The organism is Bacillus sp. SJS (assembly GCF_000732485.2).
GTDB lineage: Bacteria > Bacillota > Bacilli > Bacillales > Bacillaceae > Metabacillus_B > Metabacillus_B sediminis.
In genome coordinates, this window is sequence record NZ_JAQV02000015.1 from 1 (window position 1) to 20,017 (window position 20,017).

Genomic DNA, 20,017 nt, shown 5'->3' on the forward strand with positions numbered 1-20,017 from the left:
TTTATCGGTCACTCATTTCAGGATATCGGACCCTCGCTACCTTTTATCGGACACAGCCAGCCTTATATCGGACATTGAACCAGTTATCGGACATTCACGCTCCTTTATCGATCACTCACTTCAGGATATCGGACCCTCGCTACCTTTTATCGGACACAGCCAACCTTATATCGGACATTGAATGAGTTATCGGACATTCCCCTTCTTTTATCGATCACTCACTTCAGGATATCGGACCCTCGCTACCTTTTATCGGACACAACCAGCCTTATATCGGACATTGAATCGGTTATCGGACATTCACGCTATTATATCGGTCACTCACTTCTGGATATCAGACTCTGACCTCCTTTTTTCGGACACAGCCCTCCCGATATCGGCGAAGCTGAATGAAGACCAGACCGCCTCCCCCCAACCTCAGCGGTCCCCCCCATCCATCCCACTACCTCCGAAACCCGCCTTCCGAGTGCAGCACCTGCCCCGTGATCCAGGCTGCTTCCTCACTAACTAAAAATCGGATGAGCCGCGCGGCGTCTGCAGGCTGTCCGATTCGGCCGAAGGGAAACATCGGCGCCAGCTGCTCTTTTACTTCGCGGTTCATCCAGCCGCTGTCGGTGGGTCCTGGGTTGACGGCGTTTACGGTGATGCCCATTGGTGCGAGTTCAGCTGAAATGGATACAGTCAGAGCGTCGATGGCTCCCTTGCTTGCGGCATATGGAATTTCACCCGGCATGGGACCGCGTGATTGGCCGGACGTCATGTTGACGATGCGGCCTCCGCTCGCCTTAGAAAAATGGCGGGCGAAGGCTCCGCACATGAGGGCGGTTCCTCTGACATTGACGTGATAATGACGGTCCATGTCCAGGGCGGTCATCTCCAAAATGTCTTTATTCATGCTGAATGCGGCATTATTAATGAGGATGTCAGGTTCTGTACCGAATCTCCTTATTACTTCACTAAAAATCATTTCAGGTACCGCAGGGTCAGATAAATCAGCGTCCATCATTTCCGCTTGGACTCCGATTGTGCGCAGTTCGTCCAGCAATAACCCGGGTTCATTTACATGATTTTTCTCGTACACAGCCTGATCAAATGGAGACCATGCTGTAAAGAAAATGTCGTGTCCTGCCGCCGCCAGCTCTCTGCATAAAGCGGCTCCAATACCATTTAAACGGGAGGCCCCCGTAATAAGCGCGATTTTATTCATATCACAATCCACCTTTTCCCTCTAAATCTTTCGCTGTTTGACTCATTTCTACCTTTTTTTCATCCTTTAATGTTCCAAACAGAACATCTCCGATTGGATTGGAGACGCCATACCAGTAGTTTTCATTTTTAAAATGGTGAAGCTGATGGGTTTTTTTCATCCATTTTCCGAATCCGAAAAGCGGTTTGATCGGCCGGTGGGCGACATAGTGCTTCCACTCATAGGTGAGCAGCATGAGAATCAGCCCCATGCCGAAAGCGGCTGTACTTATTACATTCGCTGTGAAAAGATAAAAAATGGCCGCCAAAACAATAAAATTCGGAAGACTGTACCAGACCGGCAGAAATAACAGTTTTAAGTCATTCGGATATTTGTGATGATCGTAATGTAAACGCTTTAAAAACTGGAGAAACAAACGATTTTTTGGCGGTTTAAGATGAAAAAGAAAGCGGTGTGTTAAATACTCGCTGAAAATAAAAACGATTAATCCAGTACAGAAAAAAACGAAATTCAGCCAGGAAGGATTCATAATTAGAACAGCAGCACCAAGGACAATAAATATCAGTCCCATTACTAAAATATCAAAATGAAGGAAAAAATCACGATACAATCCTTTACTTTTCATTTTTTCAGCTCCTCATTTTTAGCTTCCCATAACACCAGACTATCCTGCATCATCTTCCTTGCGATTGCTTCCGCTTCCCTTGAACTCCCGGCGAGAACAGCCTCCAGCAAATCCGTATAATACTTCCTCGAAGCAATTCGATGATTCTCCTCATCAAAATACTGCACAGCCATCGCTATATAACAATCTGTAAAACTATTAATAATGAGCAAATATATTGGATTAGAGGACAATCTCGCCATTCCCCGTTGAAGCTCCCAGTCAAATTCCGCAAAATCTTCAGCGGCATGCTTAAGAGTATCGGCTTTGATTAAGAGAGCAGCGGCCTCTGCCCGATTCGTTTCAACGGCATCCCGAATATAGGCAGGGGTGAGTGAGATCCTCAGCTCCAGCATATAGCTAATCCATTCCCGCGGAATATTCTCATAGGATTTGAGCAGGCTGGCAATTGTCATCAGATTCCCATGCTGCCAAATATCATTGACAGTCGGCGGCATTCCTTTTCTCAAAGTAACCCACCCATCACGCTCCATTCTTTGGATCGCTTCCCTGACAGCCGGTCTGCCAACCCCATAGATTGAAGCAAGCTCTCTCTCAGGCTTTAAAGAGGTGTGCGGCAAAAGTTTGTGCGCCAGAATGGATTGAACGAGTTCTTTTTCAACAAAATCTGATGCCCTTTCCACATTCCCCATCTCCTTTTTGGTATGACCAAAATATATGCTGGTAAGACCAAATTATTCTAAAATTCAGAAATTGTCAACATCCAATAGGGACTTTTATGCTTTATTCCTTACCATCTTCCGGAAATCTCCATAAAAAAAGCGAACCCATTGCGGTCCGCTTCCCCCTTACTATTCGACTGTTAATCTCACCCGGCTGTTAAAAATCTGATTTTTATTGCGGAGGACAAAGTGGTTGTTGGAGAAGTCAATCTCCAGCTCATGATCAAAGCCTTCTTCGAAATCCTTGTCAACGATAAAATCGTATCCTTCGGCTGAAATTTTCTTTTCGCGGCCTTCCAGATCGCGGTCCTTCATTCCCTTGATTTCATAAACATTGTTTACGATATCGCAGCTTCCGGGATCAAAAGGGATGGCAAAGACTGTGCCCTCCGGCGCCTCATTCAGCTTCTGTTTTGCTTGTTCGGTTAGCTTAATCATTGTGAATTCCTCCTTATTATAAAGAACGAATAATGCCTCCCTCGACCCTCTGGGCAGAGCCATTAATGGCAGAAGCCTTATCCGAAGCTAAAAACAAAATGGTACTGGCCACTTCTTCAACAGTTGCAAAACGCTGAATCAATGAAGTTGGCTCATTTTCTTTAAAATAATCTTTCGTGAACTTCTCGAGATCTTTTCCTTCCGATTCGGCTGCGCCTTTCATGAAGTTCTCGACACCCTCAGTCCAGGTTGGCCCCGGCAGGACTGAGTTTACTGTAACGTTTGTTCCCTTTGTCAATTCTGCCAATCCTCTTGAAAGAGAAATGAGGGCAGTTTTGGTTACCGAATAAGGAATCATCTGCGGCAAAGGCTTGACTCCGGCTTCACTTGCAAGGTTAAGAAGGCGTCCGCTGTTTCGTTTCAGCATATCCGGCAAAAATTTGCGTTAGAGTCTTACGGCACTCATAATGTTGGTTTGGAAGTAATCTTCCCATTCTTCATCTGTCACCTCTTCAAATGATTTCACTTCGAAAAAGGCAAGATTGTTGACCAATATATCAACTGGTCCGATTTCATTCACTTTTGAAATGAAATCATTGCTTCCTTCAAGATTTGAAAGATCCGCTGCAATTCCATGCACCGTTCCAAATGCGGATAGCTCGTCCACAACTTTTTGTACTTTTTCTTCTGTTCTTCCATTAACAATGACTGTGGCACCTTCCTGAAGAAAGCTTTTTGCTGTTTCTTTACCTATACCCCCTGTTGATCCTGTTACAACAGCTAATTTACCTTTTAGATTTAAATCCAAACCTTCCACCTGCTTTCACCTTATTCAAATATTCATTAGGTTATCATACCCTTAACTTTCAGTGCCAATGTTTGAGCTTATGGAAAAACCCTTCTATAATGGAATTGTCCGCCATAAAGGCGGATAAAAAAGTTCAGGAGGGAATCATGACAATCATTCGTGTGAAAGAGCCGCAGAAGCAGTGGAACCAAGCATCTTCAGCCCAACAGGAACAGCAGGCGATGAAAAGGTATGAGCATCGTTCCAATGAACGTGAAAAACTGGCAAAAAAGCTGGAGACAAAGAATCCTCTTGAAGTCGATACGCCTGAAAGAGCCGCTTACCGGCAAGCACTTGTCAATCCTCGAGATGGCTTAGCACTTGAACGAATTGTTGGTGAAAACAACCTGTTTCCGATTTCTTATTTGGAATCCGGAATTCAAGCTTCAAAATCTGTGTGCAGAATTGAAGTGAGAGACCGGATCGGCAGAGTGCTTGGACATGGCACAGGTTTTCTTGTTTCACCTTCCCTTCTGCTTACAAATCACCACGTCTTGGTTGACGAAGATGCTGCTTTAAACAGTTTGGCTCAATTCAACTATGAATTGGATCTAAATTTAAGAGAAAAGCAGATTAAAAGCTTTCGGATTACTCCTGAAAGATTGTTCATTACGAATGAAGAAATGGATTTTACACTGACAGCTGTTGAAGAAATTTCAGCCGATGGCTCTCCATTAAGTGATTTTGGCTTTCTTCCGCTGCATGCCCAGTCTGGAAAAGGGCTTGTTGGAGAATATGTTTCAATTATTCAGCATCCGTCAGGCGCACCTAAATCCTTAGCTATTCGCGATAATAAAATAACGGATGTTTTCGATGATTACATTCATTATTCTACTGATACACAAGAAGGTTCTTCCGGGTCACCCGTTTTAAACGATGAATGGGTCATAGTGGCTCTTCACCATGCCGGCGTACCCGATCCTGAAAATCCGGAGGAATATACAGCAAATGAAGGAATTCGAATCAGCAGCATCGTTAAATTTCTTTCAGAGCAAAAAGCATCTCTTAAAGAGCACCAAAAGGAGCTGCTATCTGAAATCCTTGGAGATATAAAAGCCGAGCAAGCGAATCCTAAACCGGTGAAAGTGGAAAAATTAAAGCCTTCCCGATATGAAAAAGCAACTGGATATGACAGCAAATTCCTTGGCACCAAACACGCGGTTTCACTGCCTAAGCTCTCAAAGGATCAGGAAGCGGATGCCGCCCCAGTGAAAGCCGGAGGGAACGTGCTTGATTACACACATTTTTCCCTTGTTATGAGTAAAAAGAGAAGAATTGCTTACTATACGGTTGTCAATATAGATGGAAAACAGCTGAAGGAGATCGAACGGGATAAAGACTCCTGGTATTACGATCCCCGTATTGATGAAAAGTATCAAGCAGGTGAGGAATTATACAGCCGTAACGACTTGGATCGCGGCCATCTGGTTAGAAGAAGAGATCCGGTATGGGGATCAGATGCAAAAAAAGCAAATGATGATACGTTCCATTTTACAAACTGCTCCCCTCAGCATAAAAATTTGAACCAAAAAACGTGGCTTGAGCTTGAAAATTACATCCTGGACAATGCCGAAAACCATCAGTTTAAAGCCACCATTTTTACTGGGCCGGTCTTCAGAGATGATGATCTTGTCTATCGCGATATTCAAATTCCGGCTGAGTTTTGGAAAGTGGCGGTCATGGTAAAAGAAGACGACACCCTCTCCGCTACCGCCTACCTTCAGTCACAAAAGAATTTAATTGATGATCTGGAATTTGCATACGGAGAATATAAAACGTATCAGGTTCCTTTATCAAAAATCGAGTCTTTAACAGGCCTTCAGTTTAAAGATCTTAAAAAGAGCGATTCGATTGAAAAGCTTGAATCGGCTGTCGGACGGGTCATTGAAGGACCGGAAGATATTGAAATCTAATCAAAAAGGCTTGCCGACGCGGCAAGTCTTTTTATTTTTGAGCCGTTTTTTCAAGCGGATTCTCTTCTAACTCACTCATATAATTTTTACCCCAGTCATACATAGCTTCAAGAATGGGCATCAGACTCTCTCCCTGAATTGTGAGGGAATATTCTACTTTTGGCGGAACTACAGGATATACTTCCCTGTGCACAATCCCGTCCTCTTCAAGCTCCCGAAGCTGGTTTACAAGCATACGCTGTGTAATTCCAGGCATGAGCGATTTAAGTTCTCCAAAACGCTTTGTCCCTTCTTTTCCAAGATGCCAAAGAATCAGCATTTTCCACTTTCCGCCGATAACGGAAAGGGTTAATTCTTTTTCACAATTAAAAAATTTATCTTTCGTTCGTGTCATTTAAATCACCTCAAGTCTTATTATAACTCATGGTATACTTTTTAACACTATGTGAGTTTTAAGTCAGTACTTACAAAATAATAAATTTGAGAGTATGCTTATTTCAGGCAGTTTTTTAGGGAACAGTAAAAAGGATTGCCTCACACTAATATACAGGAGTGATTATAGATGGAATTGCAGCTCGCATTAGACCTCGTGAACATTCCAGAGGCCATTGAATTGGTTAAAGAAGTAGAGGAACACATCGATATCGTCGAGATCGGCACGCCCGTTGTAATAAATGAAGGACTTAAGGCAGTAAAAGAAATGAAAGCAGCATTTCCTAATTTGAAGGTTTTAGCTGACCTGAAAATTATGGATGCAGCCGGATACGAAGTGATGAAGGCTTCTGAAGCTGGTGCAGACATCATTACCATTCTTGGAGCAGCTGAAGATATGTCTATAAAAGGCGCTGTAGAAGAAGCAAAAAAACAAAACAAAAAAATTCTTGTAGACATGATTGCTGTTAAAGACATTGAAACACGTGCAAAAGAACTGGACGCAATCGGCGTAGATTACATTTGCGTTCATACTGGATATGACCTTCAAGCAGTTGGCCAAAACTCCTTTGAAGATCTTAAAGCCATTAAACGTGTCGTCAAAAATGCAAAAACAGCAGTAGCCGGCGGAATTAAAATGGATACATTGCCAGAAGTAATCAAAGCCAGCCCGGATTTAGTCATTGTTGGAGGCGGCATCACTGGTCAAGATGATAAAAAAGCAACAGCCGCTAAAATGCAAAAACTGATAAAGCAAGGGTAATCCCATGCAGACCGCTGAATTCTTCCGCACCATTCTCAATGAATTGAATGCTGCAGCAGATGCACTGAACGAGCAGGAATCCGCTGAGCTTGTCGATAAAATCTTGGCATCGAACAAGATTTTTGTTGCAGGCGCCGGCCGCTCCGGGTTAATGGCCAAATCCTTCGTCATGAGAATGATGCACATGGGGCTCGACGCTTACGCCGTTGGCGAAACGACTACTCCCCAATTTGAAGAGAACGATCTTATCATCATCGCATCCGGATCAGGAGAAACCAAAAGTCTTGTTTCCATGGCTGAAAAAGCGCATTCGATCGGAGGCAGCATAGCCTGTGTCACTATTTCACCCGAGTCCACTCTTGGCAAAATAGCGGATTTCACCGTAAAACTGCCTGGAGCACCAAAGGATCAATCCGGAGAACGGAAAGAAACGATCCAGCCGATGGGTTCACTTTTTGAACAAACCCTGCTTCTTTTTTTCGATGCCGTAATCCTGAAGTTCATGGAGAAAAAAGGACTCGATTCGAAAACGATGTATGGAAAGCATGCGAATTTGGAATAAATGTTTGGAATGGAGAGGTTTTATGACCTCTCCATTTTTTTGCGGTGATTTGTTGTACGGGGGGAAGGAGGTCAGGTAACGTCTTGTTTTAGTCGCGATGTCCGGCACTCATGTACTTCCTTACAAAAAAAGAGGAAAGACCTCGTCAGGCCTTTCCTTTTAAAAGGATAAATCTTATAGTCCTAAATCAAGACCATCTTCGGAGTCAGTTACTCCATTCAGCATAAGGTTAAGACCAAGGTTCAAGCCGCTGTTGAAGCTGCTTTCGCTATCGTCTCCTTCTTCACTGTCAGAGAACATCGCTTGAAGATCTGTCATAAGTCCAACGTTCGCACCAAGCATAGATTCTTCACCATCTGTAAGGTTTAAACCAAGCTGATTGTTTGTTTTGGAGTTTAGTCCAGCTTCATACGAATCATTTTCTTCATTTGATTGTACCCATAGTCCAGTAAGGATATCAGACATTCCATTAATCATAACAGACTCATTATCTTCCCCTTGCAAACCAAGTCCAAAGTTTGTAGCAGAATCTGTTCCAATTGCAGCTTTCGAAGAATCATCGTTTGTTTCGAAAACATTCCAGATTTTTGTGTTCGTATCAGCGTTTGCAGCGGCAGAGCTGTCTTCACCTTCCAAAACAGTTCCTACACCAGTTCCAAGGCTGCCTTCTGTTTTTGAAGAATAAGAATCATTTTCTTCATCAACCACTGTTTCATTAGTGATTCCAGCGTTTCCTTTCGCTTTTACAGCGGCAGAAGCGTCTTCACCTTCAAGAACAGCACCTGTTTCACCAGCAAGATTCCCTTCAGTTTTAGAAGAGTATGTGTCATTTTCTTCGTCAACAACGGTTTCGTTAGAGATTCCAGCGTCACCCTTTGCATTCACTGCAGCAGATGTATCCTCGCCTTCAATCATTGCTCCAGTTTCACCGGATGCTTTGGCATCAGTTTTAGAAGAGTAGTTATCTTCTTCTACTACGGTTTCATTGGAAACTCCAGCGTCACCTTTCGCATTCACTGCGGCAGAAGTGTCTTCGCCTTCAATCATTGCTCCAGTTTCACCGGATGCTTTGGCATCTGTTTTAGAAGAGTAGTTATCTTCTTCTACTACGGTTTTATTGGAGATTCCAGCGTCACCCTTTGCATTCACTGCAGCAGATGTATCCTCGCCTTCAATCATTGCTCCAGTTTCACCGGATGCTTTGGCATCTGTTTTAGAAGAATACTTATCATCTTCGACTACGGTTTCATTGGAGATTCCAGCGTCACCCTTTGCATTGACTGCAGCAGAAGTGTCTTCGCCTTCAATCACCGCTCCAGTTTCACCAGATGCTTTGGCATCGGTTTTAGAAGAATACTTATCATCTTCGACTACGGTTTCATTGGAAACTCCAGCATTGCCTTCCGCTTTGGCTGCAGCTGATGTATCTTCGCCTTTAATTACGGCTCCTGCTTCACCTTTTGCATCGGCATCAGTTTTAGAAGAATATGAGTCGTTTTCTTCATTCACGATGGTTTCATTGGAGACTTTTCCGCTGCCTTCTGCTTTCGCTGCGGCAGATGTGTCTTCGCCTTCAACGGCTGCGGCGGCTCCCGCTGTCCCCTTTGCTTCTGAAACAGTTGTCTTCGTATCTTCTGTTTCTTTCACATCGGATTTAATGTTTCCATCTGTAACCGTATCTGCTTTTACACGCTGATCGTCACTGCGATCCAGGATATTGATGTTTTCGAGCAAGCTTTGATTTTCTCCGCTTTCCAAGATATTGATTCTATCCAAGTCCAGCAAAGAATCCTTTTCCGCTGCGTAGCTTGTTTGGCCTCCAACAAATAGACTTGCTGCAAGAGCACCTGTAACGGTTAATGTTCTGAGTACGTTTTTCATAATAAAATTCTCTCCTTTTAATAAAAGTTTTTTGTTTATATGCTTTTAGTTAAAAGAAGAGAAGATTGGGGCGGCTGTGCCGGCGGAGCATTTAACCATTGGTCATAGTAGTTCTTACTCTGGCTGTTATGGATTGGATCCGCGAAAATAAATTCCCCCTGCATCGGATTCAGCAGTCCGATCGCTGCCAATCCTGAACTGGCTGCGCTGCTTCCTGTCATCGTTGTTGTAGAGGATGACGGAGCACTTTGGCTTACTGTAATGGCGGTTAGTTTTTCTTTCACCATTTCAGGCGGGCCGTTTGCCGGATCTTCCGTACCCTTTACTATTTTTGCAGGGCTTGTTTCGGAAGGCTTAGCCGTGATTTTTGCACGTTCTGGCTCAGTTTGGCTGATTACCTTTTTTACTGGCGCTTGAACGGCTGCTGCAGGTTTCTTGCTTGCTTCCGGTTTATCGGCAGCCTGCAAGGAATTGGATGTTTCTTTTTCTATTGTTTCTTTCGTATCCTTTTCTTTCAGTTCAGCTGGAGCTTGATCCTTTACAGGAGTTACAGCAGGTTTTGGATCTGCTTCACTTTTAGGCTGCTCCTCTTTTACCGGGATGTCTGATTTGGCTGGAGTGCTGCCAGTATTTACTGAGACGCTGTCTTTGTTTCCTTCAGCCTGAACAATCTTTGTATCGATTTTGATACTTGGCTCTTTGGATACATCGGCTTGAATCACGTTTGTATCGATTTTAATGCTTGGTTCTTCCGATACATCTGCTTTGACTATGCCGGTGTTCACTTTGACAGAAGGTTTTTCTGATAAGTCTGCATTAGCGATTCCCGTTTCAACCTTGACGCTTGGCTTTCTGGAAAGATCTGCGTTTACTGCTCCAGCGTTCACTTTTAAAGAAGGATCTTTTGATAGATTTAAATCCACTAAAGGCTTGCCGTCGGATAGGGAATCTGTCACCTTGTCCGTTGTAGTAGATAGAGACTCTGTTACAGAAGAAACCGTTTTACTTAATGCGTTTTGGGTGCTGCTTTCCTTTTTAATCGGAGCAGCCTGCTTTTCTTCCATAGCAGAATCTTCTTTTTCTGTTGAAACACCAATGACTTCATTCGTGACAGATTCCACAATTCCAGTGGTATTTTTCACAGTTGAGCTCAGCAAGCCTTCAGCGGAAGCGAATGCAGGAACCGTTAAGATTCCTAAGACTAATGCAGCCTGAATTACTTGCTTATGCACCTTATGTTTTCACCTCCTCCTTGAAAAGTCATTTTTCATGCAGTAACGATTAATTTTGTGTATTCGATAAGCTAACGGAAAAGATTTAGGTTTGGATCACTATTTTGTCATTTACTCAAAAAAATTTGGCTATTTTCTTAAACATGGTTGTTTTGACAAATAGTTTGGGAGGTTAAGGGCAGCTCTATTTACATTTATCTTTAACACAACCCTCTCTGACAGAGCCAAAATTTTTTAATTGATGACCCCATGCTCTGTCACTGTAACTTCAACTTTTGGAAGGATTTCTATGGATGGATATTCTTTTTCCCAGTCAAGATTCTTCCATACGTGAGGATAGTAAGCCATTAATTCTCTCCCGATTCCAAACATATCACTGTTGGCTTCCTGGATTTTGCTGATGACGGATTTAGCTTCGGCTGTCAGCTGCTCTGAGATTTTCTTATTTATTGCTTTAACTAATTTTTCATTTGTCAAAGAATCCTGCGGGTATTCTGCCACATCAATTTCAGCCTTCATTTTTACTTCAGCCTTTATATTTCCGGGAGTTGCATGGATTACGTTCATTCCGGACTTCACTTTTAGGAATGAATAGGTGATATAGTTATTTTTTTCAGGCTTCTCTCCATCATGAATACGGTTAACATATCTTGCAGATTTAGCCTTTGCCCCCATTAATAAAAGCAATAGCGTTGATTCATCAACAGAAAGATATCCAGACAGAACTTTATCATGAAAAAGAGCTATGCCATCTACGGTTACTTCATTTAACTCTTTTTTTACCAAAGGAAGACCAAAGTCTTTTCCTTCATCAAACATCAGGGTACAGATCGTCTGCAGGCTATGAATAGGGCTAACCGTCGATTTTTCCTGGCTTTCAATGACTTCAATCAAATACTCGGAAATGAGCACATTCCCAACCATTCCCATATCCAAAATCTCACTTGCATCCCCTTTTGCTACAGCCACCTTGGAAGAAACCGAACTATTGGAGTCTCTGTACAGCACATCCAGATATGAATAGATATCACTTTTTGCAAGATTTTCACCAAGGAGAAAAATTCTGTTTTTTGAAGGATCAAATTGGCCGGATACTTTCCTGTCCATGATCATCCTGGATTCCCTTAATGTATGAGCTTTTGTATGGACAATCGAATTATTCGGAATTCCGCCAATGAAGTCTCTAATCGTGGCCGTCACGTATAATTGTTCATCCTCAACCAGATCAATTCCCGTCCCAAAAACAAGTCTGCTATCCTTGAGCAGGCGCTGATCCCAGCATCCAGATATAAAGATTTGCAAACCAGCCAATACCGCGAGCATGATTTTCTTCATCTCACATACTCCCTTTGGTTTTCTTTTTGTAAAAAAACAACCTAATGATCAATAGAAGAGAAGGAATGATCACAATAGGAATCACACTACATTTAAGCAAAATATCGTTCACTATATGCATCTGTTTTTCATCCTTTAAAAACAAAGCAATGAAAAATGTTGCGGCGCAAAGACCATAAGCAAGATACGGCCTTTTCAGTTTCATAAGAACCGTTTTCAACCCTTCTGTTGATAGGAATAAGTAACTTACATAAGAGGTGGAAACATTGACAATCCAGATGGATGCGAAAAGCAAATCAAACCTTTCCACGACCTGAATATAAAGGGCCTTTACCAAATAAAGAAGCGGCTGCGGAATGATATCCATCTCGTCCGGACTAAAAACAATTTGGCAGACGACTGTTAAATACGTGTAAACTCCAGTGACTGTAAAATTTGCCCATGTGGCGGATTTTAAAATGGCTCCTGCCGTTTTTGTCTTGACAAGAGGATATAAAATTAAAAGGACTTCAAACCCGATCATTGAAAAATAAGCTTTGGTGATTCCCATTGAAATTTCTTTCCAGCCCGATTGCGACAGGGGCAGCAGATACCTGAAATCTAATGGATAGGAAAAAAGAGCAATGACCGTAATCACTAATAGCAGAATAATCAATCCCGATACAATTACATGAAACTTCGCAATAACTTCAGCCTCTTCTTTTCCAAGGTATACTCCTACAAGGCAAAGCATTGCTACGATAATCCACCTTGGCGTTTCATCCAGCACCCAGTCCTTAATGATTCCCACTGCAAAAACAAGAATGACAACCATGACTGTAATTCCGTACAAAACGTACAGTCCATTGATGAATCTCCCCGCAATTCCCCCTAGCATGCTGACTGAGTATTGGAACAGATTTTTTTCCGGGTTCCTTTTTGCCAATAGCCAATATAGCGTGATGACCATCTGAATGAGGATGCCTGTTACCACAATGGAAATCCACGCATCCCCTTTCGCTTCACTTTGAACCTCATAAGGAAGTCCAAGAATCCCCACCCCAATTTGGGTTTGAATGATGAAGAAGTAGAGCTGAAAAGGAGATAGATTTTTATTCATTTTTTCTCCACCCTCTTGACTTTGATTCCTTCCATGAATAAACCGGCTTCGTATCACGCGGCCTTTCATTCATCATCCAGATTGGAACACGGAAGACCGTGTCTTTAAAAAACTTAAAGTCAAAAGGTGCCAGAGGATAAAAATAGGGACAGCCAAAGGGCTTTAATTTCACAAGATGAATCAATATAAGCATAAAAGAAATCACAATTCCGAAGAAACCAAAAAGGGCCGACATCAGCATAATCGGAAAGCCTAAAATCCTGATTGTATTGCTCATCTCATTGGAAGGAATGACAAAGGAAGAGATGGCAGTAATGGCGACTACAATAATCATGGTGTTGGAAACAAAATGAGCTTCCACTACTGCCGTTCCGATCACTAAACCTCCGACGACGCCAATGGTCTGGGAAATGGCATTTGGAAGGCGAATCGCTGCTTCTCTAAGCAATTCAAGAGTAAGCTGCATAATCATGGCTTCAAGAACCGGCTGGAATGGAACATATTCCAGTGAGCTTTTAATGGAGAAAACAATTTCCACCGGGATTACCTCATAGTTAAAGGAAACGAGGGCGATATAGAAGGCGGGCAGCCCCAATGCAATTAAAAAAGAGACCATTCGTACAATTCTGTAAAAGGATCCAATTAGCGTCCGCTGGTTATAATCCTCCGATGACTGAAAAAATGTAAAGAAGTGGGCAGGCAGAATCAGTACAGTCGGACTTCCTTCCATCAAAATTGCGATCCTTCCATCCATTAAATTCGACGCTGCCCGGTCAGGCCTTTCCGTGCTTAAAAACTGAGGAAACGGAGAAAATGGGTAGTCCTCGAGAAATTCCTCAAAATAACCCGGTGATTGAACAGAATCTACCTGAAGGTAGCTGAGCCTTCTTTCCACTTCTTTAACGAGGGATGGATTCACAATTTTCCCTACATAGACAATTGCCATTTTCGAATGGCCCGTCCTTCCTACTGAACGAAACTGAACAGTTAAGGAAGGACTTTTAATTCTTTCGCGGATAAAATGAATGTTTTTTAATACATTTTCAGAAAAGCTTTGGTGTGATCCTCTGATTACTTTCTCATTATTCGGTTCCTGGCCGGTATCCATCTCTTTTTTGTATACATTTAATAAAAAGAGCTCTGTTTCTCCCTCTATAAATAAAAGACAATGTCCTTCCACCATGGATTCAATAGCGCTATCAAGCTCCAAGGTCCTATGCATGACGGTAATGGTCACAATGTCTTCAATTTTTCCTTTTTGCTTATTCAAGAGAGGTTTTAAAACATTCGTCTGAATGATCTCGCGGTCTGCTATGGAATCAATATAGAGAATAAATGTATTTTTTTCATTGAAAATAAACCTCTTTATTTTCAGATCATCCGCCTGGAAGAACGAATTCTTTATGTATGAAATCGTTTCGTCCGGGCTTCCTGAAGAGAGCGGCCCGTTCCCGCTGCCTGTTCTAGCCGATGGATCATGATTGATATGAGAGCTTGAGCTCATCCGCTTCACCTCGATTATTTTTAGCATTTTCGATTCTGTCTGAAAATATACAGCCTGGGAAACCCGTAAACAGCAAAAAACCTGCAGAGCAGGTCTGCAGGTTTTTCAGGGCTATTACATTTCTGAATTCGGTTTACGGAGAAGATGTTTTATATCCTTAAAACGGACGAACGTTCTATTTTTCTGATCCCACAGATGAAAACGGAGGGATTTAAAGCTGGAAAGCAGCGTAATCGTTGTCGCCTTGTGGAGCGGCGGAGTGGATTGATGCGCTTTTTCCAGGTTGTAGTTTGGCACCTTAGGGCTCAAATGGTGAACGTGGTGAAAGCCGATGTTGCCTGTTACCCATTGAAGAACCTTCGGGAGCTTGTAATAAGAGCTGCCGTCTACAGCCGCTTTGACATAATCCCATTCTTCTTCATTCTCATAATAGGAATCTTCAAATTGATGCTGTACATAAAACAGCCAAATTCCAAGAGCACCAGATACAAAGACAATCGGAACCTGGATAAGCAGGAACGCCTGCCAGCCAATCCACCAGCACATGAGCGCATAAGATCCGGCAATCAAAAAGTTAATCAAGTACGTATTGAGGCGTTCTTTTTTCCTTGCTCCTTTACGGTTAAAGCGGTTCGAAATAAGGAAAAGATAGATTGGGCCAAGTCCGAACATCACAAGCGGATTGCGGTATAGCTGATAACCAATTTTTCTCCAAAAAGACGAAGAAACATATTCATCAACCGTTAATACCCAAATATCGCCTGTTCCTCTTTTTGTTAAGTTACTGCTTGTCGCATGGTGAATGGAATGGGCTCTCTTCCATTTTTCATAAGGGAATAACGTGAGGACACCGCTGATAATCCCAAGAATGTCATTGCCTTTGCGGGTCTTCATAAACGATTGATGGCAGCAGTCATGGAAAATGATAAAGATTCGAATGACAAAACCTGAAGCTGCAATCGCGAGAGCAAGGGACAGCCAATAGGAAACGGACAAACATTGATAGGCTGCAAACCAAAGGAGAAAAAATGGCGGAAATGTATTAATAAGCTGTCTTACGCTTGATTTCACACTGGATTTTTCAAATGGGGCCATGTCTTTTTTGAGCATTACTTGTTTTTGTTTAGACATATCTTCCTCCTCGAGGGTTAGGTACGTGATCTATTTTCAGCTAAACAGCTGTTATTTTTATCTTCATGAACTACTCCCATCTTACTATGTTTGGCTCCATAAAACTAGATGCTTTAATTTTATAAAGAGTTAAAATATCGGAAACATTCTTCAAATGACTGCTGTGACTGAGTTCAGCACCTGAAAAATTAGAACAGTTTAACAAATGGAAAGAATTGAGTTTTCAGCTCTTCGGCATATAAAATATGTAAGGATTCGCTCTCATCTCTTCTGAAGGGAACAGTGATGGTGTCTGTGTGAATAATGCACGTTCCTAATTGAAGCTTCCAAGGCTCATGATCAAGATCTCCCCGGAATAGATGACCTCTTTTTTCGGTAAAGAGGCAATATCGTTCCGTCAGCCAAAGATCGAGTGCGGATGGCTTCATGATCACCTCAGATGAAGCAGGTCCATATTCTATATGAAGTTTTGCAGAAGGAGCTCCCTTATGAAGTCTTTCCGAGGTGAATTGCGTCCGTTCTCCTTCCTTCTCCGCCATCATTTTTGCACGGTAATATGGCAGATGAAAGAACGACCTTGCCACCTCAACTCCAATCGCGCTGCTCGCGTCAAGGCTGAAGAAATATACACCCCGCTTGCTGCTGCAGGTTACATACGTCCGTATGTTGAGCTCTAACAGGTTAGACAGGCGAGGGATAGAGGGGAATCCCCTGAATCTGATGTCATCCATTTCAAACGGCACGAGTCCTATCCAAGCCTGGCCTTCAAATACATCTGCTGTTAATGAATGAGGAAGCCTTTCCTGCAGCCATGCAGGGTCAACCGGCCAATGCACAAACAGCAGATTCCGCCACGTTTGCTTCATGATCCATTTCACCAAATCCCCCCTCTCCATTATGTATATGTGCCTCTTAAAATAATTTAGCCAGATAGAGTATCAGCCATTCAAAAAAATCCGCCTCCCTGATTAGGAGACGGATTTTATTTCACCAGACGTATAAGCCTACAATCATCGCACTCAACAGGGAAACTGCCAACCCGCTGACAAGCAGCTTCCAGACATTTTTCCCGATCATCGAGGATTTTTCCTCTCCTAAAACGGAGCTGAATGTGCCGTAAATCATTCCTACAGTACTGAAGTTTGCAAAGGAGGTCAGGAACGTCGTCGCAACGGCAACCGTATGCGGGCTTAGCGTATTCAGATTGTTTTTCAAATCAAGCATAGCCACAAATTCATTTGTCGCCATCTTAATTCCCATAAGCTGAGCCACATACATCGTATCCTTTGCTGACAAACCAAGAAGGAACGCAAAAGGACTGAAAATGATGGAGAAGATTTTTTGAATGGTCAGACCGTCTACGAAAAATCCAAGAAAACCATTCAAGACAGCCGTTAGGGCTACATATCCAATTACCATCGCGAGGATAACAATCACCATGTTCATTCCAACCATCATACTGTTGGAAATGGTCGAAAAGAAATCCTTCTTTTCGCTCTTTGGCGGAACGTATACAATGTCTTCCTCTTTAGGGACAACTGCAGGATTCAAAATACTTGCAAGAAGGAGTGCATTCAGGCAGTTCAGCGGAATCGCACTGAACACATACTCAGCCGGAACCATCGTTAAATAGGCTCCGATGATCGATCCGCTTATGCTGCTCATACTCATGATTCCAAAAGTTAGAAGCCGGTTTTCTTTTAGAACGACCAGCTGCTGACGGATAACCGCAAGTGCTTCTGTGTTTCCAAGAAACATCATTTGAATGGAAAAAAAACTTTCAAGCTTCGGCAACCCGGAAATTTTCGAGATTACCCACCCTACTTTATCAATAATCCAAGTCAAGATACCAAAATAAGATAATATATCAAAAAAGGTGACAATTACAATGATAGGAAGAAGTGCACTAAAAAAGAAATCTACCGTGTCATTGGCCATGACGGAAGGAAAGACGAACGAAATCCCTTCATTTGCGCATGCAATCAGCCAAGTGAAAAATGAAGCAAACGTGCTGATTGCCTTACCGCCTATTTCTGTACCAAGCATGAACCAGGTTATAAGCAGTTCAGCCGCGAGCAAAATTCCAATCGACTTCCATTTTACCTCTCTCTTTTGAGGAGAACAGGCAAAGACAAGAGCGATCACAACGAAAATGCCCAGCAGGTTAATTAAAAAATACATGATCTCAACTCCCAGATGTATTGACCCAATAAAAAAACCCTAATTTTCACCCTCAGCCAAATGGACCGAAAGCATGAAAATTAGAGCCTGCAGACAGGGATTGCCCATTGTAAACGGCATGCCCCTGTTTCTCTTATATGATCATACTTCCTTGTAGTCCGGCATTTTGCGGCTGCCAGGTAGAAACTATCAGACCGAATCTTAACTGATATTATACAAGGATATAAAATTAGGTTAATTGAGTATAGCTTATTCTAAAACAGGTATAGGTATTTAGCAACCTGTCTCCGAGAAGTTGAAATTTTTCGATAGTTTCCTATTACTGATTTTAGTAATCTAAAAAGCAGCTAACTAATCTTTTTGATTGCTGAAAATAATGTCTGCCTTCTGCAATTTCTTCCAAGCTTTGAACATACTGTCCCTTTGAAGGAGTTTCACTCTTGGCAACTTTAAAAACAATTTCTTCTGTAAACTCCAGATGAAACTGGAGACCGATGACACGGTCATCGTAAAGAAACGCCTGGTTGGAACAAGCTTCGCTCTCTGCCAGCCAAATGCAGTCTTCCGGGAGATCAAATGTATCCCCATGCCATTGCATCGCTTTGAAACTGGCCGGCAGACCAGGAATTCGAGTCTCTCTCATTTTCACCTCATGCCAGCCTACCTCTTCAAACGCGTTTTTGCTTACTATCGCGCCCAAAGCAGTCGCAGTTAACTGAGATCCCATACAAATTCCCAGCACCTTTTTGCCTGAATGTATGGCCCTGGAGATAAACTCTTTCTCTTGCTTCAGCCAAGGATATTCATCAGTTTGATCAATATTCATCGGACCGCCTAGAACAATAAGGAGATCAAACTCACTCAGTTCAGGGAAATGGATATCATCCTTATATAAAGCTGTCTTCGTCAGATGGAACCCTCTTTCATCTGCCCAATCCTGTATATATCCCAAACCCTCATAGGGAACATGCTGTAAATAATGAACGATCAACTTGAACCTCTCCTTTTTCAGCAAAATTGCACGGTATAGATCCTTCCGTGCTTTTATCTCCGTGTACTCGCATCGTGCGTCTCCTCTCGGACCAACCCGGCTAAAAGTGCGCGGAACCCAGGAAACTTTGATTTGAATGTACATGGATTTAGGGTTTTTCGTCAATGCTATTTTGGTATACGTCCTATACTGATCGGGATTTTTAGCCTTCGGAATTCTAATATTCTTTTGCTTCTCCTCCGACACATCCGTATGTTTACTCCTTCACATACAGGGAATCTAGCAGACAGAGAATATTTTAGGAGGGTTTTGAAAATGGGAAGATTAGAAAACAAGACAGCCGTCATTACCGGTGCTGCAACAGGAATCGGACAGGCGACCGCTCTAGTTTTTGCCAGAGAAGGCGCTAAAGTGATCTGTGCAGATATCAATGAAGCTGAAATGAAGAAAACCGTGGAAAAAATCAAAGAAAATGGCGGACAGGCTGAAGCGGCTTATCTCGATGTTTCCAGCGAGGATAGCGTTGATGATTTTGCCGAAAAAATAAAGGAATCCTACGGAACGATCGATATTTTATTCAATAACGCAGGCGTTGATCAGCAAGGCGGCAAAGTTCACGAATACCCGGTTGAGCTTTTCGATAAAATTATAGCCGTCGATTTGCGCGGAACGTTCCTTGCGAGCAAATACTTAATCCCGCTCATGCTTGATAACGGAGGATCGATTATTAATACCTCCTCAATGTCAGGCAGAGCAGCTGACCTTGACCGCTCTGGATACAATGCTGCAAAAGGCGGAATCACAAACTTTACACGGGCAATGGCTATTGATTATGCCCGCGATGGAATCCGGGTCAACTCCCTCTCTCCTGGAACAATTGAAACGCCGCTAATTGACACCCTTGTAGGCGGCAAAGACGAAGATATGGGCGAGAAATTCAGAGAAGCCAACAAATGGATTACCCCAATGGGCAGACTCGGGCGTCCGGAAGAAATGGCAACCGTCGCTCTATTCCTTGCATCCGACGACAGCTCCTATGTAACAGGCGAAGACATTACCGCGGACGGCGGAATTATGGCTTATACATGGCCGGGAAAAATGCTGATAGAGGACGAGAAATGGAAAAAAGGTACGAAATGATTGGATAGCACCTC

Annotated in this window: 18 protein-coding genes, 1 pseudogene and 1 riboswitch; of the genes and pseudogenes, 4 read left to right on the forward strand and 15 right to left on the reverse strand. The window is 42.7% G+C overall.

Features of this window, described 5'->3' with window-relative positions:
• Positions 1 to 442: 442 nt before the first annotated feature.
• The 5 genes and pseudogenes from AS29_RS07100 to AS29_RS07120 form a co-directional block, all read right to left on the reverse strand.
• Complete coding sequence (locus AS29_RS07100; RefSeq protein WP_035404433.1) at positions 443 to 1,207, reverse strand: SDR family oxidoreductase; 765 nt, start codon at positions 1,205 to 1,207, stop codon at positions 443 to 445.
• 1 nt (position 1,208) lies between these two features.
• The gene (locus AS29_RS07105; protein ID WP_035404437.1) at positions 1,209 to 1,832 is read right to left on the reverse strand and encodes a sterol desaturase family protein; all 624 of its coding nucleotides are present in this window, start codon (positions 1,830 to 1,832) and stop codon (positions 1,209 to 1,211) included.
• Complete coding sequence (locus AS29_RS07110) at positions 1,829 to 2,524, reverse strand: GntR family transcriptional regulator (protein ID WP_035404440.1); 696 nt, start codon at positions 2,522 to 2,524, stop codon at positions 1,829 to 1,831. Before AS29_RS07110 ends, AS29_RS07105 begins: the two co-directional genes overlap by 4 nt.
• A gap of 159 nt (positions 2,525 to 2,683) precedes the next feature.
• Complete coding sequence (locus tag AS29_RS07115; RefSeq protein WP_035404442.1) at positions 2,684 to 2,992, reverse strand: iron-sulfur cluster biosynthesis family protein; 309 nt, start codon at positions 2,990 to 2,992, stop codon at positions 2,684 to 2,686.
• 16 nt (positions 2,993 to 3,008) lie between these two features.
• A pseudogene (locus tag AS29_RS07120) lies at positions 3,009 to 3,800 on the reverse strand (SDR family NAD(P)-dependent oxidoreductase).
• Between the two features lie 146 nt (positions 3,801 to 3,946).
• On the opposite strand from AS29_RS07120, the gene AS29_RS07125 reads away from it, so the two are divergent.
• On the forward strand, positions 3,947 to 5,752 hold the full coding sequence (locus tag AS29_RS07125; protein WP_035404445.1) for a DNA/RNA non-specific endonuclease: 1,806 nt from the start codon (positions 3,947 to 3,949) through the stop codon (positions 5,750 to 5,752).
• Between the two features lie 31 nt (positions 5,753 to 5,783).
• Here AS29_RS07125 and AS29_RS07130 read toward each other — a convergent pair whose 3' ends face one another.
• Positions 5,784 to 6,146, reverse strand: coding sequence for a winged helix-turn-helix transcriptional regulator (locus AS29_RS07130; protein ID WP_035404448.1), 363 nt, complete (start codon positions 6,144 to 6,146; stop codon positions 5,784 to 5,786).
• 168 nt (positions 6,147 to 6,314) lie between these two features.
• Here AS29_RS07130 and hxlA point away from each other — a divergent pair, with 168 nt between their 5' ends.
• Both hxlA and hxlB read left to right on the forward strand, forming a co-directional pair.
• A complete protein-coding gene (gene hxlA / locus AS29_RS07135; RefSeq protein WP_035404451.1) occupies positions 6,315 to 6,947 on the forward strand; it encodes a 3-hexulose-6-phosphate synthase in 633 nt (210 codons plus the stop codon).
• 4 nt (positions 6,948 to 6,951) lie between these two features.
• Positions 6,952 to 7,509 (forward strand): 6-phospho-3-hexuloisomerase, encoded by a 558-nt coding sequence (gene hxlB / locus AS29_RS07140; protein ID WP_035404454.1) that lies wholly within the window; start codon positions 6,952 to 6,954, stop codon positions 7,507 to 7,509.
• Between the two features lie 174 nt (positions 7,510 to 7,683).
• Here the strand turns inward: hxlB and AS29_RS07145 are convergent, their stop codons facing one another.
• The 9 genes from AS29_RS07145 to AS29_RS07185 all read right to left on the reverse strand — a co-directional run bounded on the left by AS29_RS07145 (position 7,684) and on the right by AS29_RS07185 (position 18,863).
• Positions 7,684 to 9,390, reverse strand: a complete 1,707-nt coding sequence (locus AS29_RS07145) for a hypothetical protein (RefSeq protein ID WP_035404457.1) — start codon at positions 9,388 to 9,390, stop codon at positions 7,684 to 7,686.
• A gap of 35 nt (positions 9,391 to 9,425) precedes the next feature.
• Positions 9,426 to 10,622 carry a hypothetical protein gene (locus tag AS29_RS07150; RefSeq protein ID WP_035404460.1) on the reverse strand — a complete coding sequence of 399 codons (1,197 nt, stop codon included), beginning with the start codon at positions 10,620 to 10,622 and terminating at the stop codon, positions 9,426 to 9,428.
• Between the two features lie 234 nt (positions 10,623 to 10,856).
• Complete coding sequence (locus AS29_RS07155) at positions 10,857 to 11,957, reverse strand: Ger(x)C family spore germination protein (protein ID WP_035404463.1); 1,101 nt, start codon at positions 11,955 to 11,957, stop codon at positions 10,857 to 10,859.
• Between the two features lies 1 nt (position 11,958).
• Complete coding sequence (locus AS29_RS07160; RefSeq protein WP_035404466.1) at positions 11,959 to 13,056, reverse strand: GerAB/ArcD/ProY family transporter; 1,098 nt, start codon at positions 13,054 to 13,056, stop codon at positions 11,959 to 11,961.
• Positions 13,049 to 14,587: a spore germination protein gene (locus tag AS29_RS07165; RefSeq protein WP_082883767.1), complete on the reverse strand. Its 1,539-nt coding sequence runs from the start codon at positions 14,585 to 14,587 to the stop codon at positions 13,049 to 13,051. The genes AS29_RS07160 and AS29_RS07165 overlap by 8 nt, the downstream gene beginning before the upstream one ends.
• Before the next feature lie 87 nt (positions 14,588 to 14,674).
• Positions 14,675 to 15,691, reverse strand: a complete 1,017-nt coding sequence (locus AS29_RS07170) for a fatty acid desaturase (protein WP_051860495.1) — start codon at positions 15,689 to 15,691, stop codon at positions 14,675 to 14,677.
• Between the two features lie 188 nt (positions 15,692 to 15,879).
• The gene (locus AS29_RS07175; RefSeq protein ID WP_051860496.1) at positions 15,880 to 16,569 is read right to left on the reverse strand and encodes a YqjF family protein; all 690 of its coding nucleotides are present in this window, start codon (positions 16,567 to 16,569) and stop codon (positions 15,880 to 15,882) included.
• A gap of 109 nt (positions 16,570 to 16,678) precedes the next feature.
• Positions 16,679 to 17,872: a nucleoside transporter C-terminal domain-containing protein gene (locus AS29_RS07180; RefSeq protein WP_035404472.1), complete on the reverse strand. Its 1,194-nt coding sequence runs from the start codon at positions 17,870 to 17,872 to the stop codon at positions 16,679 to 16,681.
• Positions 17,873 to 18,006: 134 nt separating this feature from the next.
• A riboswitch (purine riboswitch) is annotated at positions 18,007 to 18,111 on the reverse strand.
• 89 nt (positions 18,112 to 18,200) lie between these two features.
• Positions 18,201 to 18,863 (reverse strand): type 1 glutamine amidotransferase, encoded by a 663-nt coding sequence (locus AS29_RS07185; protein WP_035405010.1) that lies wholly within the window; start codon positions 18,861 to 18,863, stop codon positions 18,201 to 18,203.
• Between the two features lie 315 nt (positions 18,864 to 19,178).
• Between AS29_RS07185 and AS29_RS07190 the strand changes: the two genes are divergently transcribed.
• A complete protein-coding gene (locus AS29_RS07190; RefSeq protein WP_035404475.1) occupies positions 19,179 to 20,003 on the forward strand; it encodes an SDR family oxidoreductase in 825 nt (274 codons plus the stop codon).
• The last annotated feature ends 14 nt before the right edge of the window (positions 20,004 to 20,017 follow it).